Here is a 17070-nt window from a genome sequence, read left to right as displayed (position 1 = left end):
ATGTATATTTTGCTTTTATTTATTATAGCATAAAATATATTGCCGGTAAAGAAAAACGGGCATACTTTTTTCGTATGCCCGAAAGGATCAGTCTTCTGTCCTCAGCCGCTCTGTTATGCTGCTTTTTGAAATGCTTCTGTAAACAGCCGCCGGAACAGCAACACAGATAAGCATTATTGCCGCCGATATAGCAAGCATAAGCGTCCACGGAAAACTGAATACAGCATAATCCGCCGCACTCTGAGCAAACATTCCCACAAGGTACATTATACCGCTGCCTGCCGTAAAGATAAGAAGAATAGTTATAGCTCCGTAATATACTCCTTCAAGCATAAGCATTTTTCCTACCTGCTTCTTTGTCATTCCTACGCTTTCAAGAACTGCAAGCTCTTTTCTTCTGGTAAAAACCCCCGTCAGCATAACGTTTATAAAGTTAATTATACCTATAAGGATCAGAACCATTGAAATACCGCTGGTAAGCACATTAAGCGACGTCATTGAAGTTTTAAAATCCGAGATCATTTCTGATTTTATCTCTGTTCTGACAACTACCGGATTATTGTCGGTAAGTTCTTTTATCTGTGCCGCGGCGCTTCCCTGAGCGTCCTCTCTGCAATTCGCAATTATAACGTCTATATCCGCTTTGTCAGTCAAACGGTCTATTACGTTCTGGGAAACTATCATACAGCTCGGTGCGGCAAGATCCGCCCAGTAATAGCCTATATTCAGACCGAAATCGGATTTTTGGGAAATTACAGATCCGACTTCAATATCCACCTTATTGCCGGTTTCCGAGTCGGTAAGAGTAATGGTTTTACCTAAAAGGCTATCTCCGTCGCCGTCGTTTCTGACCATTCCGATAAGCGCCGCCTCTCCGCTCTCGAATTTGTCAATATCAATTACATTTACTGCCTTTTTATTGTATTCACTTATCATTCTGGAGCTTACTCCGATAACGGGAACGGAATATTTTACATCTCCGTTTTCATACTGCTTAAGCACAGCTTCGACATTCTTCTCATCGGTCATTTTAATAGCCTTGTCAATGAACGGCTTATAAAGCTCACGGTCAAATTCCAGATCCGCAGAAGTCGAACGGTTAGTTTCAAACATTGTTATACCGTTTATGCCTGAAATTTTCTCCGCCAGTCTTTCAGATGTTTCCAAAGCGTCGGGTTCGTCGCTGTGACAGTAAATAGTAAAATCGTTAGGAAGATAATACTCAACATAATTTTCAAGCTTCATACTTCCAGTAAAAGCATTTACGGCCAGAAAAGCCATAGTTCCCATAAAAAGAGAAGCAAATACGAGAACAGCTCTTTTTCTTTCACGGAACACGTTTCTAAAAGACATTCTGTATATCTTTCCGCCGGCTGCCGAGCTTCTTGCTTTCTTCCTGATGCGGTCGGACACTCCGCTGTATTTCAATGCCTCAACAGGCGATACACGGCTTGCAAGCTTCGCAGGCTTGCGGCAGCTTACGGCTACGGTAACTATTCCGAAAATTATCGTTACCGCATAGATAAGGGGATCAAAGCTTATGTCCGTAGGCATTGTTCCCGTGTTCATTCCTCCGCCGAACATTTTAAGAGCATACGGGACCGCTGCAAAAGAAACCGCCGTTCCTATCGCGATACCTAAAGGAATTCCTATAACGGAAAGCCTGAACGCCTGCATTCTTACGATTTTCTTTATCTGCAGCGGAGATGTTCCTATGGTTTTCAGCATACCGTAGAACCTAATATCCTTTGTTACAGAGATAAACATAACGTTATAGATCAGCAGATAACCGCTTAGTACGATAATTAATCCTATCAATCCTATCATAGCGGCGATTATAAGGGAATTTGAGCCGGATTCCTCCTGCAGATCAAATGCAGCTTCAAACTCCTGTCCGCCGTTTAAGGAAACGTTATGCTCAAGCTCCTCCAGCAGCTTCGACTGACTGCCTGGCTTTGATGACATTGAAAGCCTGCCGTTTTTTTCGACAGTCAGTCCCTGACTGTCCGCATATGCTTTGGAAACCAGAGCCTGATATCCGCTTCCGAAATTCTGATAATCCTTGAACCAGCCTGAAAGTACAAAATCCGCTTTACTTCCGCCGCTGAGCTGCATACGGATATTCATGCCTTTTTCGGGAGCCTGTATACCCAGCGCCTTCATAGCCGACGCGGAGAGCATTATCTCGTTTTCCTTTACAGGATAGCTTCCGTTTATGTCGCTTATTGCCGGAGTGTAATTTTTGTTAAATTCCGTTTCGTCAAAATAATCTACGGTGACCGATAGATCGTCTTCATTTTCCGCACTTATTTCTCCCGCATGGATCTGTACTCCTGCCGCGTTTAGATGATCTGCCTTCTTGACCTGATCTATCTGGACATCAGTGGGATTTTCAAGAAATACCGAAGACTTACTGCCCTGCTGCCTTATAAGCATTGTATTCATATTTTTCCCAAGACTGAAGCCTATACTGAAAACCGCAGTAAACATAAACGTTGTAAGTACGATAGCAAGCACAGCAAAAATATTTCTGGCACGGTTATGTTTCATTGAACGCCTGCTTATTCTTTTAACGGCGGCTTGGTTATTGTTCCTGAGCATTTATTCCACCACCCTGCCGTCTTCTATTCTTATCATTCTGTCAGCCATTAGCGCTATCTCTTCGTTGTGGGTTATCATTGCTATCGTCTGATCAAATTCCCGGCTTGTTACTTTCAGTAGAGAAATTACGTCCATACCCGTTTTGCTGTCAAGATTTCCCGTAGGCTCGTCGGCAAGTATTATCGCAGGCTTTGAAGACAGTGCCCTGGCTATCGCTACTCTCTGCTGCTGACCTCCGGAAAGCTGATTCGGCATAGAGTTAAGCTTTTTATCAAGACCGAGTGTTTTTATTATCGTATCAACATAGCTTTTATCTATTTCTGCGTCGTCCAGCTCGATAGGCAGAACGATATTTTCATATACGTTCAGTACCGGAACAAGATTATAGTTCTGAAAAACAAAGCCTATATTTCTTCTTCTGAATACTGTCAGCTCCTCGTCGTTCATTTCAAAAATCTTTTTTCCCGAATAAAGGACTTCACCCGATGTCGGTCTGTCAAGTCCCCCAAGCATATTAAGCAGAGTTGACTTTCCGCTTCCCGACGTACCGATTATTGAAACAAACTCTCCGTCCTCAATACTGACCGTTACCTCATCCAAAGCTCTGACTGAATTTTCTCCCGACCCGTAGATCTTACACAGATCCCTTGCAGCAATTATACTCATTTTGTTTCCTGTACAAGCGTAGTTGCTTATTGACGCCGTACAGTCATACCTCCTTTAAACTGTTTTAATAACATCTGTTTTATTGTCTGATTTAATTTTAACCCGTACTTCTTACGATTCGGTGACGGATTTTCTTAATAAAATCTTATGCATATCAACTGCCGTAACCGTACAGCGCCTTGCTTCATATAGTATATAAAAACTCTAAAAACAATAAATGTGCAGAAAGGAACAGAATTATGGATCAGAACAATTTTTCCTGCGGGCAATATTCCTGCCCTTTTCCGCGGCAATGCTGCTGTTGCATAGGTGCAACAGGGCCTACTGGCGTTACAGGACCGACAGGCTCAACAGGCGCAACAGGTCCTACAGGACCGGCAGGCGCGACAGGACCGGCAGGTGCGACAGGTGCGACAGGACCGACAGGTGCGACAGGATCGGCAGGCGCAACAGGCGCTACAGGTCCTACAGGACCGACAGGTTCAACAGGCGCTACAGGTCCTACAGGACCGGCAGGCGCAACAGGCGCTACAGGTCCTACAGGACCGACAGGCGCAACAGGCGCTACAGGTGCGACAGGCCCTGAAGGAAGTATTCCTGACGATATTTTCGCTTCATTCAACAACTATATGATGCTTCTTAATAACGCGTCCCTTATCCCTATATATCCGAATGTGACCGATCCTACAGAGACGATTCGGTACAGCGCTCCGGCATCGGTGATCCTTGCTCCGGGCTACTATCTTATCTCTTATGACTTTTCAGCTATTTTAAGGGACGCCTCTTATATCCAGATAACCCCGTCGTATAACGGAGCAGCTCATATTGAAACAGGAATTTACTTCAAAACGGGTACCTCCGGCTCAAGTGCAGCAGGTTCAAGTCATATTATTATTTATGTACCCGAGCAAACTGTCTTTAATCTTACTTTTAACAGCGGTACAACGGCTATTGAAGGAGAGATAAATATTACATTTCTTAAACTAAGGAGGACGCCGTGATATCATTAAGCGTTTGTATGATAGTAAAAAATGAAGAAAAGGTACTGGATCGTATTTTATCTCAGGTAAAAGCTATTGCCGATGAAATAATAATAGTCGATACCGGCTCCTGCGACGGAACAAAGTCTATTGCAAAGCAGTATACAGATCTGGTCTTCGACTTTAAATGGTGTCAGGATTTCTCCGCCGCTAGGAATTTCTCGTGCTCAAAGGCGACAAAGGACTATTTCATGTGGCTGGACGCAGACGACGTAATTACGCCTGATAATTCAAAAAAACTGCTGGAACTGAAAGAAAGCCTTGACCCGTCCTGCGATATAGTAATGATGAAATATGCGGCTGGATTCGACGAGCAGGACAGACCGTCTTTTTCATACTACAGAGAAAGACTTATTAAAAACAACTGCGGTTATAAATGGGAGGGGAAGGTCCATGAAACTATCGCCCCCAGAGGCAGGCTTTTATACTCTGATATTGAGATAGAACACCGCAAGAACGGTTCTGGCGATCCAGACAGAAACCTTAATATATATGAAAGCATACTATCCTCAGGAGAAAGACTTGAACCGCGTCATCAGTTTTATTATGCAAGAGAATTGCTCTATCATAAGCGTTACAGAGAAGCAGCGGATATTTTTGAGTACTTCCTAAAGGAACCTGACGGCTGGATCGAGAATAAAATAGATGCCTGTATGCAGCTCTCTCATTGCTATGAAAAGCTGGGCAAGTCCGACATTAGCCTGCTGCCGCTGTTTTACAGCTTTGCCTTGGATGTCCCAAGAGCCGAAGTCTGCTGCACAATAGGAAATCTTTTTACCGAACGGCAGCTGTATAAGCAGGCAATTTATTGGTACAGACGGGCTCTAGAATGCGAATACAGCGAATACACCGGCGCCTTTGTTCAAAAGGAATGCTACGGCTTTATCCCCTATATTCAGCTGTGCGTATGCTATGACAGGATAGGAGATCATGAAAAAGCCTATGAATATCATAAGCTTTCGGAAAAGCTTAATCCCGACTCGGAAGCTGTCAGACTGAATAAGCAGTATTTTGATACTCTGTTCAAAAACTCCACCGAGCAGAATAATCGGACACCAAATTCTCCTTGACATCATATAATAATACGAGGCTTCCAGACAAAGCCTTAAAAGATATGAAATTTCGACAGGAGCGAATTATATGCCATCAAATTATGATAAAACAGATTATCAGTATTATTCCGGTTCTGAGCATTTGAATTACGCCAAATGCAATGATGAACCACGCGACAGAAACTGCTGCTGCAATAACTGCTGCTGCGGCTTTATAGGACCTGTCGGTCCTACTGGCGCTACTGGTCCGACCGGACCTGTAGGACCTACAGGTCCTACAGGAGCTACAGGTACAGGTGTAACAGGCGCTACTGGCGCTACTGGTGTTACGGGTGTTACAGGACCTACGGGAGCTACAGGATTCGGCGCAACAGGTCCTACAGGAGCTACAGGTGTTACAGGCCCTACGGGTCCGACCGGACCTACAGGAGCGACAGGCGCTACAGGTACAGGTGTAACAGGCGCTACTGGCGCTACTGGTGTTACGGGTGTTACAGGACCTACGGGAGCTACAGGATTCGGCGCAACAGGTCCTACAGGAGCTACGGGTGTTACAGGTCCTACGGGTCCGACCGGACCTACAGGTCCTACAGGAGCGACAGGCGCTACAGGTGCAGGTGTAACGGGCGCTACTGGCGCTACTGGTGCTACCGGTGTTACAGGTCCTACGGGAGCTACAGGATTCGGCGCAACAGGTCCTACAGGAGCTACAGGAGCTACCGGAGGTTCCACATCAGTAAGCTTGGGAGACGTATATACGAACCCTCCCGGATCAGAAGCAAATATTGTGAACAGAGGTACAGAAGACGATCTTATCCTTGATTTTTATATACCGAGGGGAGATACGGGAAAAACTGAATTTCCTGACGCTCTGGCAACTATAAATCAGTCGCCTCAGTATACCAAACCCGGCGGAGCGCTTGTCTTTGCCGAAAATACGCTTCTGACAGGCTACAGAATATATCATGCACCGAATACGCCGAATATCGACGTTTACGAGCCAGGAATTTATCTGGTTATGTTCCAGGGTACCGCAACCGTTAATGTATGCACAGCCCTGCCCGGAACTCTCGGCGTTCAGCTCAGTGAGAACGGATACCTGATACCGGGAACTCATGCCGTAGAGACCTTCTGCAGCACAGGAGAAGCGGAAACTCTTAATATAAATGCGCTTATACGCCTTAACTCACCTGCTGCATTACAAGTAGTGACCGACAGCGATAACTACACCTTTAATGATATCCAGTTCAGCATTTTACGCATAAGCGATTATTGATACTCAGTCTTGTCTGAACTAAAAAGATCCCAAAGCTCATAACGAACTTTGGGATCTACATATTTTATTGCGTTTCTGCCAAAACTGCCGACTGCGGCGGTCAGCTGGAGTATGAATATCAGAAGATCATATGCCTGCGGTACGGCTAACGAAACGTTACCTGCCCCATTCTACACTGCCCTGCATAAAAATTATAAGAGCTGCAGATGATGCGGCAACAACGATCACCGAAACCGCCAATACTAGAGCCGATCTTTTATCAAACCTGAAGGAATCGGCTTTAGGAAGCATTCCTATACCCTTCAGAGCCTCTGAAAGCGGCTTATAAAGCAGACAGGTCAAAGCGGAATTCAAAAATCCCTTGATAAGATTAAAAGGCAGAAGCAGCGGCGGAATAAGTGCATAAACCGCTTCCCTTGAGGTTTTCATATACAATGGCGTAATAAGTATATTCATAAATATCATAACGCCGGTCATTACGGCAATACCGCAGAGCAGTCCAAAGAAAGCTCCGTAAAGACTTTTGCGGTATTTATATACAAGAGAAGCCGTACCTGCAAAGGCGGCGCTTCCGGCAAAATTCATTACCGCTCCGTATATTCCGGTATCCGAAAGAGTAACCATTTCAAGCAGAGCTTCCGCAAAAGCCACGCCTACTGCTGTCAGCGGTCCGAATATAAAACCTGAAACAGTTATAAATACGTCCTTGATCTCCAAAGATAAAAACTGAACCTTGAACCTGAATACAAATAAACAAAGATAGCCTAACGCTGCGAACATCGCGAGTACCGTTAACTTCTTTGTATCCATACGCTTTTTTGCTACTGTATTATTCATAAAATATTCCTCCTAAAATCAATTAGGGAGAAACAGCAGATTTATGTATTATACCGATATTTATACCAATATAAAAAAGGCTTCTGAAGCAAAAGATCCAGAAGCCTGAAAAGCATAAACGCCTGTCGTTTCTTCCATCCGGACTATACCGTCGGTTTCGGAATCTCACCGAATCAGCACTTTCGTGGTCGAGGACTAAGGCTTTTGCCCATTACCTCCGGTGTGGACTTTCACCACCCCTGAAACAATCTGATATTCAATTATAAAAGAACGATTATTCTTCGTCCTCTCCGATCTCGCTGAAATCGAACTCAAGCGTTTCGCCGCAGTTCGGACAGTCGATCGAGCCTTCCTCGATCATGCTTTCGCCCAGACAGATAGTATCGCCGCAGGTAGGGCAAACGCACTCGTATTCTTCCTCGTCCTCAAAATCGCAGTCATCATCGTCGCAGCAGTCGCAGTCATCGCCGTACAAATCGTCCTCAACATTGCCGAGATCCTCGTCGAGAATGTCAACAAGCTCAACGACCTCGTCTACCTCGTCCGAAACGTCCTCAATTGTAAGAGCCATTTCATCGAGAATTTCAGCCATAGCAAGAAGTACCCTGCCCTCGTTTGTAGAATCGTCGATCTTAAGTCCGTCTATAAGACCCTTGAGATATGCCACCTTATTTGAAAGCTCCATAGAACATTCCCTCCGTTATCCTTTATATTTTATCAATTACGCACGCTCCATATATTCGCAGGTACGCGTATCGATCCTTATCTTGTCGCCGACATTGATGAAAAGAGGAACCTTTATCTCTGCTCCGGTTTCAACAGTTGCAGGCTTTGTAGCGTTTGTAGCGGTATTTCCTGCAAACCCCGGGTCAGTTTCAGTAACCTCAAGATCTACGAAATAAGGAGGCTCAACGCCAAAAACCTTGCCCTTATACGAAAGGATCTTACAGATCATATTTTCCTTTACAAACTTGAAATTATCGCCAAGCTCGGAAGCGTTAACGGGAACAAGCTCATAGGACTCAGGATCCATAAAGTAATAAAGATCACCGTCGCTGTAGGAATATTCCATATCCTTTCTCTCAACGAAAGCGGTCGGGAATTTTGCAGTTGGATTGTAGGTTTTTTCAACAACAGAGCCTGAAATAACGTTTTTTACCTTTGCTCTTACGAAAGCGGCTCCCTTACCGGGCTTAACGTGCTGAAACTCAACTATCTGCATTACGTTGCCATCTTCCTCAAAAGTCATACCATTTCTGAAATCTCCGGCAGTTACCATATTTTATATACCTCCAATAATTTTTCTGGAAACACCGTTTTTCCCATATTTACGGGAAAGCGGCACTCAATATATGCCCGGAAAATTATCACAGACATATCCTTATATTTATTCTAACCTATTTTTTAGCTTTTTGCAAGTGTTTTTGAAGATTTTTTTATGAGTTTAATATTTTTTTAACAGACTGACAGAATCACATATAGCTATACGTTCTGTTCATGTCGGTTTTAAGATACGGATGATCTTTTTTATCATTTCTGCCAAAATCTGAGCCTTGGCGTGATCCGCCTTCAAAGCCTCAAGCTCGCTCTGAGTTATTACCACACTCGTCGATAATGTCCCAACCCGGCGCCCATTCCTCGTCCTCGGAAGCACGTTTTTTAAATTCTTCAATGGTCACAAAAATTTTCCTCTAATATTATCAGTTCTTTCGACGCTCTTGTCATATTTTCGCAGCCGTTCTCTTTTATTATTACGAAATCCTCTATTCTCACTCCGAATTTGTCAGGCAGATAAATTCCCGGCTCGATCGTTACTATCATATCCGGCTCAAGGATATTTCCGCAGGTAGGCGAAGCTGTAGGAGCTTCATGTATTTCCATACCTACTCCGTGACCCAAAGAGTGACCGAAATATTCACCGTATCCGGCATTAGATATAATATCACGGGCGGTTTTGTCAAGCTCCGCCCCCGAAATTCCTGCTCTGACAGCGGATAGTCCGGCGAGCTGAGCCTTGAGGACTGTATCGTATACCTTTATCATTTCTTCTGACGGCTGACCGACGCATACGGTTCTTGTCATATCGCTGTGTCGTCCGTCTACGACTGCGCCGTAATCCATCAGCACAAAATCACCGTTTTCAACTGCTTTATCCGACGGTACGCCATGTGGAAGCGATGTATTTTTTCCCGAAAGCGCAATTGTGTCAAAGGACAAAGCCTCCGCGCCGTTCCTCAGCATAAAGTAATCAAGCTCAAGCGCAATCTCACGCTCGGTTCTTCCGGGCTTTATATAATTCAGTATATGCTCGAAGCCTTTCTCCGCTATGCGCTGAGCAGCAATTATCTTTTCAATTTCCTCAGTGCGCTTGCAGGCTCTTATCTCGCCTATGCATTCGCTTAACGCACGGCTGCTGTCTATCTCGCAGTCAAGCCTGTCGCTTATTTCCGCAAGCCGTGAAACTGTCAGTGTATCGGCTTCAACCGAAACCTTTTCTGCGCTATGCTTTTTTAACAGTTCATTTATCTGCTTGTACAAATCCTTCTGCAATATAACCTCGCAGTCCTTTACTGTCTTGCGGGCTTTCTCTATATACCTGAAATCAATGATAAGATAAGCCTTTTCAAAGAAAACCGCCAACGTACCCGCGCTTGATCTCATCCCCGTAAAATAGCGGCGGTTTATATCGTCCGTTATAACGGCGCAGTCGCAGAAGCTTCTTATTTCACACCTGAGCAGTTCCAGCGGAGAGTAATATTTCTGTCTGTTTTCCATAAAGATCAGTCCTTTAAAATTTCATTGAGAGCGTCCACCGCAAGTAAATACGAAGCCTTTCCGAAGCCTGCTATCTGTCCTGCGCAAACGGGAGCGATCACCGAATGATGCCTGAATTCCTCACGCTTGTGAATGTTTGACATATGGACCTCTACCACAGGAATCTTTATCGCAGATATTGCGTCCCGTATCGCATAGCTGTAGTGCGTATATGCACCTGCATTGATGATTACACCGTCAAAATTCTTTCGTGCAAGATGAAGCGTATCAATGATTTCACCCTCATGGTTAGACTGAAACACCTCGCAGTGTATTTCATGCTTCAATGCCCTTTCGATCATCTCATTATTTATTGAATCAAAGGTATCAGAGCCGTAAACTCCCGGCTCACGTTCACCAAGAAGATTTAAATTCGGCCCGTGTATACAAAGTATTTTTTTCATAATAAACACCTCTCTAACTCCTATTTTAAAAGACAGCAAAAATTATCCTTAAAGATCTTTTGCTTTATATACGGACTTAAGATACTTATGAACTTCTGCAAGTCTTTTGAAAGTTCCTGCTTTCATACAGTCAAGCTTACCGCTTTTAAATAATTCCACTAAGCTACTTATAAACCGATGAATAATACTGCTTCATTGTCAGCGCATCAATATCCTGAGTTCCTGCGCTTTCGCAAACGAAGATCGGCGAAAGCTTTTTCTTTGCCGTTATTTCCAAAAGCGGCTCGTAATCCGGCCCGAAGCCCTGATTATCCTCAAAGGTCAAATGCTTTTTCTCCCCGCCGGGATTTGTAAACATTATCTTTGAGAAATGGCTGTGGAAAATTTTCAGTCTGTCAGAGCCTATCATATTTTCAACCTCGTCAAGCATTTTTTCATACTCCGATCTTCCCTTGATATAGCCGAACTCCCTGGCGTTGAGATGTCCGAAATCTATACAGGGAACAAAGGATTCGTCCAGACGGCAAAGCTCCAGAACCTCCGTAAGATTACCCAGCTGATTTACCTTTCCCATTGTTTCGGGACAGAAAACGATATGTTCAAAGCCATGCTCAATTGCGGCTTTTCTTGCACGGATAAGCGTATCCTTAGCAAGCTCCAGAGCTTCCTCCCTGCTCAGCTTAGCGCACGAACCGCTGTGGATCACTATTCTCTGCGCACCCATTCTGCTTGCGGCGTCGCAGGACTGCAATATGTAATTGATACTGTTATCACGCTTTTCCGGCTCAATACTAGAAAGCGAAATAAAATACGGTGCGTGAAGCGAAAGGCTGATATTATGCTCTTCAGCCTTATCTCTGAGTGCAAAAGCTATCTTATCGGATACCTTAACTCCCCTGCCGCACTGATATTCGTAATGGTCAAGTCCCATGGCTTCAAGATAGCCGGGCGCCTGAACCGTTGATTTATACTTAGCCGAATAGCTCTCGCTGTTCCCGGCAGGACCGAATTTTGCAGACATTTAATCATTCCTTTCCATATTACTCGTTCCTTATGCTTTTGATATAAAATATTATGTCATAAGCCGTTTATACCCTGATCTTTCTTTGGCAGAAATGCTTTTTCAATTTTCCTTTTCACCCTGAACCAGAAGCCTTTTTCCGGCTCGATTGGAAACACAAAAATTGAACGTATGCCCTTCAGATTGCTCCCCAGCACGTCGGTAAAAATCTGATCACCGACAGCCGCCACATTTTTCTTTTCAAGACCTAACTTTTCTATTGCTTTAGTATAACCGAAGGTAAGTGGTTTTTTTCCCTCGCTGACAAAATCCAGTTCAAGCTGCCGTGCAAAAGGCGTGACTCTCGGAGCATGGTTATTGGAAACGATCATAAGCCTTATTCCTGCGGCTTTCATTTTGTCCAGCCATTCAAGGCTTGAACGGGGCGGCTCGGGATTGTTGTGCGTTGTAAGCGTATTATCCAGATCCAGTATAAGCCCCTTTATATTTTTCTTTTTCAGAAATTCGGGGGTTATATCCCCCGCCTTATCAAAAACGTATGTCGGTTTAAAAAACATAAAATTCTCCTGTACTCCCTCGCCGCAGCAGCAGCCGAAATAGCGGCAGTGCCTTTTATTATATTAGCTGAGATATTCTCTTTCTCGGATGCGTTTTTTGCCGCCTTTGAATTTATTAAATAAAAACAAAAAGCGGACACAGCAATGCCCGCTTTCAATTACAATATTAGTATTTACGCTTACGAGCAGCTTCGGATTTTTTCTTGCGCTTTACCGAAGGCTTTTCGTAGTGTTCTCTTTTACGAACCTCAGCAATAACGCCGTCCCTTGCACACGATCTCTTGAATCTTTTAAGAGCCGTATCCAAAGTTTCGTTCTTACCAACACGAATTTCTGCCAAAATTATTCCCTCCCTTTGCCACCTGTGACAGAGGCAACATATCAGCACAGCACAACCCTTGGTGAATAGTGAAGGGGTCTGCCAACGCAAACCGTGAAACGTCCTGACGTTCCCACTCAGCCAACCGGCTTCTCTGTCTTTGAGCTCTGCTGCATTTAAGCTAACATAATTACAAATTTTATTATACAATAATCAAGTGTAAAAGTCAATAGTTTTTTGAAATTTTCCAAAACATTTTTAACTCAGATATTCTTTCGGAACGCTTAAACCGTATTCCGAAAGCTTCCGAACATAAAGAGGATCCTTCATTCTTTCTTCTGATTCAGCCTTTAATTTTTCCAAGGCTTTTTCCCTTCTACCGCTCAGAACTGCCGCCGCGTCGATCAGACCCATAAGAGCCATAATACCGCCGCCTATCATGATAGGCCATAAGATGATATGGTATTTTCCGAGAATTCTTGTTTCATAAAGATACATACCTGCTGCAAGCAGAGCAAAAGCTGACCCCAGCAATGATATTTTCAGACGTTTTTTTACTGAAAGTGCATCGGGAATATATCCGTCTACTGCGATTTCCCTGAATCTTCCGTCAAAATACTCCGTGCCGCATTCAGGACAGACCTTGATCGGACTGCCGTAAAGCCAGCGGTTATCCGGAGCAGGCTGCCTTGTTTTGCAATGAGGACAATTTACAAGCTTGCTGCTGTTATAGTCGGCATTCCGCATTATTATTACCTCTTAACTATTTAACAACGATATTAACTAATCTTCCCTTAACATAGATCTCTTTGACAATGCTTTTACCTGAAACCGCTTCTGCGACCTTATCATCCTGCTTAGCCAGAGCAACAGCCTCGTCCTGAGCAATATCGGCAGGAACATTAAGCCTGCATTTAACCTTTCCGTTTACCTGAACCGCAATTTCAATTGTATCGTCAACAGTCTTGCTCTCGTCATATTCAGGCCATTTTTCAAATGCTATCGTATCTTTATGACCCATAATACTCCAGATCTCCTCACCGATATGAGGACAGATACACGAAAGCATCTTTATAAGACCTTCAGCGTATTCTCTCGGACACTTTTCTTCCTTGTATACTGCATTTACAAAAATCATCATCTGTGAAATAGCGGTATTGAACGCAAGCTTTTCAAAATCATCGGTAACCTTTTTAACCGTCTTATGATATAACTTTTCAAGCTCCGGAGAATTTACGTCTGATATGTTTTCAGGCTCTGTAAAGAATGCCCATACACGGTTAAGGAATCTTTTTGCCCCCTCTACGCCCTTGTCGTTCCACGGCTTTGAAACCTCAAGCGGACCCATAAACATTTCATAAAGCCTGAGCGTATCAGCTCCGTAATCACGGACAATATCGCTTGGATTTACGACATACTCAGGAAAGCGCTTGCCCATTTTAATACCGTTGGAGCCTAGGATCATACCCTGATGTACAAGCTTTTTGAAAGGCTCCTTTGTAGGCGCAAGTCCCTTATTATATAAATATCTGTTCCAGATCCTGGAATACATAAGATGACCGACCGCATGCTCAGGGCCTCCGATGTAAAGGTCTACAGGCATCCAGTGCTTGAGAAGCTCCTGATTTGCAAACTCCTTGTCGTTATTCGGGTCAATATACCTGAAATAATACCAGCTTGAACCGGCTGAACCCGGCATTGTTGATGTTTCCCTTTTTCCCTTTACGCCGTTTCTATCATATTTTTTCCATTCGTCCGCATTTTCAAGAGGCGCTTTTCCGTTTTCGCCCTTATAATTCTCAAGCTCCGGAAGAACGAGCGGAAGCTCTTCGTCGTCAAGAACGTGTATTTTACCGTCCTCGCCGTGAACAACAGGAACAGGCTCGCCCCAGTAGCGCTGTCTTGCAAATATCCATTCTCTGAAATGATAGTTTACAGTTCTTTTTGCAACGCCCATTTTCTCAAGCTTTAATGTAATGGCTTCCTTGGCTTCTTCAACAGTAAGGCCGGTAAATTCCTCTGAGTTTATCAGTCTAAATCCCTTTCCGAGATAATCGCCCTTTTCAAGAGCCTTTTCGGAAACATCAATATGACCGTTCTTTTCACCGCCGTCGATAACCTGAATCATATCTATATTGTGTGCAACGGCATATTCAAAGTCACGCTGGTCGTGAGAAGGAACAGCCATTACCGCACCCGTACCATAGCTTGCAAGAACGAAATCGCCGATAAACATTCTTACTTCCTTGTTATTTACAGGGTTGATACAGGTAACGCCTTTAAGCTCGCAGCCCGATTTGGCTTTATTAAGCTCGGTTCTGTCCATATCGTTCTTTTTGAGCGTTTCGTTGATATACTCCTGAACCTCGTCCTTATTTTCAATTCTGGGCATAAGCTGCTTGACTATTTCACCGTCGGGAGCAAGAACCATAAACGTAATACCGTATATAGTTTCAATACAGGTCGTAAAAATCGAAAATTCTCCGCCGCCGACAATATTAAACTTGACCTCGACGCCTGTTGACTTTCCTATCCAGTTTCTCTGCATAAGCTTTGTGGATTCAGGCCAGTCTATTTCATCAAGGCCTTCAAGAAGCTCTTCTGCAAACGCAGGCTGGTTGATCACCCACTGCTTCATATTCTTTCTTACAACGGGATATCCTCCGCGCTCAGATTTACCGTCGACTACCTCGTCGTTTGAAAGCACCGTGCCAAGCTCCTCACACCAGTTTACGGGCATATCTATATACTGAGCATATCCGTCAAGATACAGCTGCTTGAAGATCCACTGAGTCCACTTATAGAATTTTGGGTCGCTCGTAGCCACCATTTTGCTCCAGTCATAATCAAAACCCAGCTCCTTCAGCTGCTTTGAGAAAGTCTTTATATTCTCCTGTGTGAAGCCGTTTGGGTGATTTCCTGTGTTTACGGCATACTGCTCCGCAGGCAGACCGAAGGAATCATAACCCATAGGATGAAGAACATTATATCCCTGCATTCTCTTCATTCTTGAAATTATATCGGTCGCAGTATATCCCTCCGGATGACCGGCATGCAAGCCTACTCCCGACGGATACGGAAACATATCCAAAGCATAAAACTTAGGCTTGGAAAAGTCCCAGACATCAGTTTTAAAGGTTTCATGCTCCTCCCAATATGTTTGCCATTTTTTTTCGATAGCTGAAAAATCATACTTCATTTTTATCATTCCTTCTGAATAAATTCTATTGTAAATTATATAAAAGTCATCATCAAGTCTTTAAGGTAATACTTAACATCTCTTTCCTCAAAAATATCCTCTCCCGACCTATGATACCAAAACTCAGCGTCATAGTTATATTTTATTTTAACGTTTGCGGGATCAAACACATAACACTGTAATTACTCCTAAAATTATTCGTCGAGATATTTTTCAACAGAACAAAGCTCACCGTCGCTCCAAAGCCTTTCAAGATTATAATAGCTTCTGGTCTCCTTATAAAATACGTGAACGACAATGCCGCCGTAATCAAGCACGATCCAGGTTGCGCCCTGATACCCCTCTACCCTTGTCGGCTCGATTCCAAGCTCCTTCATTTTAAATTCTATCTCGTCGGCAAGAGCCTTTGTATGAGTATTGGAGGTTCCGTTTGCAATAATAAAATAATCGGCAACGATAGTAAGATCCTTTATGCCGATAAGCTGAATATCCTCAGCCTTTTTTGAATCCAGAGCCTTGATTATCGTTTCAAGCGCTTTTTCCTGAGTAACCTTTTCCATATTAATGCCCATGCGCATGATCAGCGACGGCTCTGAAATACCTCCGCACGGGACTCCTCCGTTCTTTTATAATTTTTTCAAAGCCGTTTTATACAATAAACTATCTGTTCCGGCAGAACAGCCTGTATTATTTACCCGATCTCAATCCCGCAAAATAATTATAGCATTCCAGCGTTGAAACCGGAATGGTATTGCCCTTTTCAGCCGAATCCTTAACAGAAAAACGCAGAGCCTCCAGCATAGCCTTTTCCAAGCTCTGAGCGGAATACCGCCGCATTTTCTTAACGTCCTTGTAATCCCTGTCGGCGGATATAAGATCGGCAAGGTAAATTATCTGCGAAAGCAGCGGCATATCGGCGCAGGCGACCGTATGATACCTTACTGCGTTTATTATTTCCGTATCCTTTATCTGAAACTCGCTTTGTATAAACTCCGCCCCCGCTATAGCATGATACAATGCGGGGGTTTTTGTTTCGATTGCGCAGACGTCAAGCTCCGACTGCTTTACAAGCTCAAGCTGCTTTTCCTCCGGCATTTCCTTGCATACGTCGTGCAGCAGACCGGCAAGATACGCCTTTTCCCTGTCGCAGCCGTATCTATCCGCAAGCTCCGCCGCAGCGTTTGCTACGTTTACCGAGTGATTGTATCTTTTCTTTGATAGATTTTCCTTTAAATAATTTTTGTACTGTCCAATTATCTTCTTATCAGCCAAATGCAAAACCTC

At 43.9% G+C, this 17070-nt stretch carries 17 protein-coding genes, 1 pseudogene and 1 riboswitch; of the genes and pseudogenes, 3 read left to right on the top strand and 15 right to left on the bottom strand.

The window, feature by feature from the left end; all coding sequences use genetic code 11:
* Positions 1-87: 87 nt before the first annotated feature.
* Positions 88-2601, bottom strand: coding sequence for an FtsX-like permease family protein (locus ACYQ0H_RS10025; RefSeq protein ID WP_459812697.1), 2514 nt, complete (start codon positions 2599-2601; stop codon positions 88-90).
* Positions 2602-3267, bottom strand: a complete 666-nt coding sequence (locus ACYQ0H_RS10020; protein WP_459812696.1) for an ABC transporter ATP-binding protein — start codon at positions 3265-3267, stop codon at positions 2602-2604.
* 239 nt (positions 3268-3506) lie between these two features.
* Here ACYQ0H_RS10020 and ACYQ0H_RS10015 point away from each other — a divergent pair, with 239 nt between their 5' ends.
* From ACYQ0H_RS10015 to ACYQ0H_RS10005, 3 genes and pseudogenes are all read left to right on the top strand, one after another.
* Positions 3507-4268 (top strand): hypothetical protein, encoded by a 762-nt coding sequence (locus ACYQ0H_RS10015; protein WP_459812695.1) that lies wholly within the window; start codon positions 3507-3509, stop codon positions 4266-4268.
* A complete protein-coding gene (locus tag ACYQ0H_RS10010) occupies positions 4265-5377 on the top strand; it encodes a tetratricopeptide repeat-containing glycosyltransferase family 2 protein (RefSeq protein WP_459812694.1) in 1113 nt (370 codons plus the stop codon). Before ACYQ0H_RS10015 ends, ACYQ0H_RS10010 begins: the two co-directional genes overlap by 4 nt.
* Positions 5378-5573: 196 nt before the next feature.
* Positions 5574-6083, top strand: a pseudogene (locus ACYQ0H_RS10005) (hypothetical protein); the annotation flags it as partial.
* Between the two features lie 708 nt (positions 6084-6791).
* Here the strand turns inward: ACYQ0H_RS10005 and ACYQ0H_RS10000 are convergent.
* The 13 genes from ACYQ0H_RS10000 to yqeK form a co-directional block, all read right to left on the bottom strand.
* Positions 6792-7472, bottom strand: a complete 681-nt coding sequence (locus tag ACYQ0H_RS10000; RefSeq protein ID WP_459812693.1) for an ECF transporter S component — start codon at positions 7470-7472, stop codon at positions 6792-6794.
* A gap of 122 nt (positions 7473-7594) precedes the next feature.
* Positions 7595-7723, bottom strand: a riboswitch (FMN riboswitch).
* A 23-nt stretch (positions 7724-7746) separates the two neighbouring features.
* The gene (locus ACYQ0H_RS09995; protein WP_459812692.1) at positions 7747-8157 is read right to left on the bottom strand and encodes a CD1247 N-terminal domain-containing protein; all 411 of its coding nucleotides are present in this window, start codon (positions 8155-8157) and stop codon (positions 7747-7749) included.
* A 36-nt stretch (positions 8158-8193) separates the two neighbouring features.
* The gene (gene efp / locus ACYQ0H_RS09990) at positions 8194-8751 is read right to left on the bottom strand and encodes an elongation factor P (RefSeq protein WP_459812691.1); all 558 of its coding nucleotides are present in this window, start codon (positions 8749-8751) and stop codon (positions 8194-8196) included.
* Positions 8752-9140: 389 nt separating this feature from the next.
* Positions 9141-10247 carry an aminopeptidase P family protein gene (locus tag ACYQ0H_RS09985; protein WP_459812690.1) on the bottom strand — a complete coding sequence of 369 codons (1107 nt, stop codon included), beginning with the start codon at positions 10245-10247 and terminating at the stop codon, positions 9141-9143.
* 5 nt (positions 10248-10252) lie between these two features.
* Positions 10253-10690, bottom strand: a complete 438-nt coding sequence (gene aroQ, locus ACYQ0H_RS09980; RefSeq protein ID WP_459812689.1) for a type II 3-dehydroquinate dehydratase — start codon at positions 10688-10690, stop codon at positions 10253-10255.
* 163 nt (positions 10691-10853) lie between these two features.
* Positions 10854-11711, bottom strand: coding sequence for a TIM barrel protein (locus tag ACYQ0H_RS09975; protein WP_459812688.1), 858 nt, complete (start codon positions 11709-11711; stop codon positions 10854-10856).
* Positions 11712-11767: 56 nt separating this feature from the next.
* Entirely contained in the window at positions 11768-12268 is a 501-nt protein-coding gene (locus ACYQ0H_RS09970) for a YqeG family HAD IIIA-type phosphatase (protein ID WP_459812687.1), read from the bottom strand.
* 166 nt (positions 12269-12434) lie between these two features.
* A complete protein-coding gene (gene rpsU, locus ACYQ0H_RS09965) occupies positions 12435-12608 on the bottom strand; it encodes a 30S ribosomal protein S21 (protein ID WP_002847085.1) in 174 nt (57 codons plus the stop codon).
* 237 nt (positions 12609-12845) lie between these two features.
* Positions 12846-13334: a hypothetical protein gene (locus ACYQ0H_RS09960; protein WP_459812686.1), complete on the bottom strand. Its 489-nt coding sequence runs from the start codon at positions 13332-13334 to the stop codon at positions 12846-12848.
* A 16-nt stretch (positions 13335-13350) separates the two neighbouring features.
* Entirely contained in the window at positions 13351-15786 is a 2436-nt protein-coding gene (leuS, locus tag ACYQ0H_RS09955; RefSeq protein ID WP_459812685.1) for a leucine--tRNA ligase, read from the bottom strand.
* 35 nt (positions 15787-15821) lie between these two features.
* Complete coding sequence (locus ACYQ0H_RS09950) at positions 15822-15956, bottom strand: hypothetical protein (RefSeq protein WP_459812684.1); 135 nt, start codon at positions 15954-15956, stop codon at positions 15822-15824.
* Between the two features lie 24 nt (positions 15957-15980).
* The gene (rsfS, locus tag ACYQ0H_RS09945; RefSeq protein ID WP_459812683.1) at positions 15981-16346 is read right to left on the bottom strand and encodes a ribosome silencing factor; all 366 of its coding nucleotides are present in this window, start codon (positions 16344-16346) and stop codon (positions 15981-15983) included.
* Positions 16347-16473: 127 nt separating this feature from the next.
* Positions 16474-17058 carry a bis(5'-nucleosyl)-tetraphosphatase (symmetrical) YqeK gene (yqeK, locus tag ACYQ0H_RS09940; protein ID WP_459812682.1) on the bottom strand — a complete coding sequence of 195 codons (585 nt, stop codon included), beginning with the start codon at positions 17056-17058 and terminating at the stop codon, positions 16474-16476.
* Positions 17059-17070 lie beyond the last annotated feature (12 nt).

It is taken from the genome of Hominimerdicola intestinalis (assembly GCF_054655215.1).
This window is presented reverse-complemented; position numbering and strand designations above follow the sequence as displayed.

Bases quoted from the DNA above. Each gene is read 5' to 3' on its own strand.
- ACYQ0H_RS10015 (WP_459812695.1), top strand. From the start codon at position 3,507: ATGGATCAGAACAATTTTTCCTGCGGGCAATATTCCTGCCCTTTTCCG.
- ACYQ0H_RS09970 (WP_459812687.1), bottom strand. From the start codon at position 12,268: ATGTTTTTTAAACCGACATACGTTTTTGATAAGGCGGGGGATATAACC.
- ACYQ0H_RS09975 (WP_459812688.1), bottom strand. From the start codon at position 11,711: ATGTCTGCAAAATTCGGTCCTGCCGGGAACAGCGAGAGCTATTCGGCT.
- leuS (WP_459812685.1), bottom strand. From the start codon at position 15,786: ATGAAGTATGATTTTTCAGCTATCGAAAAAAAATGGCAAACATATTGG.
- efp (WP_459812691.1), bottom strand. From the start codon at position 8,751: ATGGTAACTGCCGGAGATTTCAGAAATGGTATGACTTTTGAGGAAGAT.
- ACYQ0H_RS09960 (WP_459812686.1), bottom strand. From the start codon at position 13,334: ATGCGGAATGCCGACTATAACAGCAGCAAGCTTGTAAATTGTCCTCAT.
- ACYQ0H_RS10025 (WP_459812697.1), bottom strand. From the start codon at position 2,601: ATGCTCAGGAACAATAACCAAGCCGCCGTTAAAAGAATAAGCAGGCGT.
- ACYQ0H_RS10020 (WP_459812696.1), bottom strand. From the start codon at position 3,267: ATGAGTATAATTGCTGCAAGGGATCTGTGTAAGATCTACGGGTCGGGA.
- ACYQ0H_RS10000 (WP_459812693.1), bottom strand. From the start codon at position 7,472: ATGAATAATACAGTAGCAAAAAAGCGTATGGATACAAAGAAGTTAACG.
- aroQ (WP_459812689.1), bottom strand. From the start codon at position 10,690: ATGAAAAAAATACTTTGTATACACGGGCCGAATTTAAATCTTCTTGGT.
- ACYQ0H_RS09995 (WP_459812692.1), bottom strand. From the start codon at position 8,157: ATGGAGCTTTCAAATAAGGTGGCATATCTCAAGGGTCTTATAGACGGA.
- ACYQ0H_RS09985 (WP_459812690.1), bottom strand. From the start codon at position 10,247: ATGGAAAACAGACAGAAATATTACTCTCCGCTGGAACTGCTCAGGTGT.
- rsfS (WP_459812683.1), bottom strand. From the start codon at position 16,346: ATGGAAAAGGTTACTCAGGAAAAAGCGCTTGAAACGATAATCAAGGCT.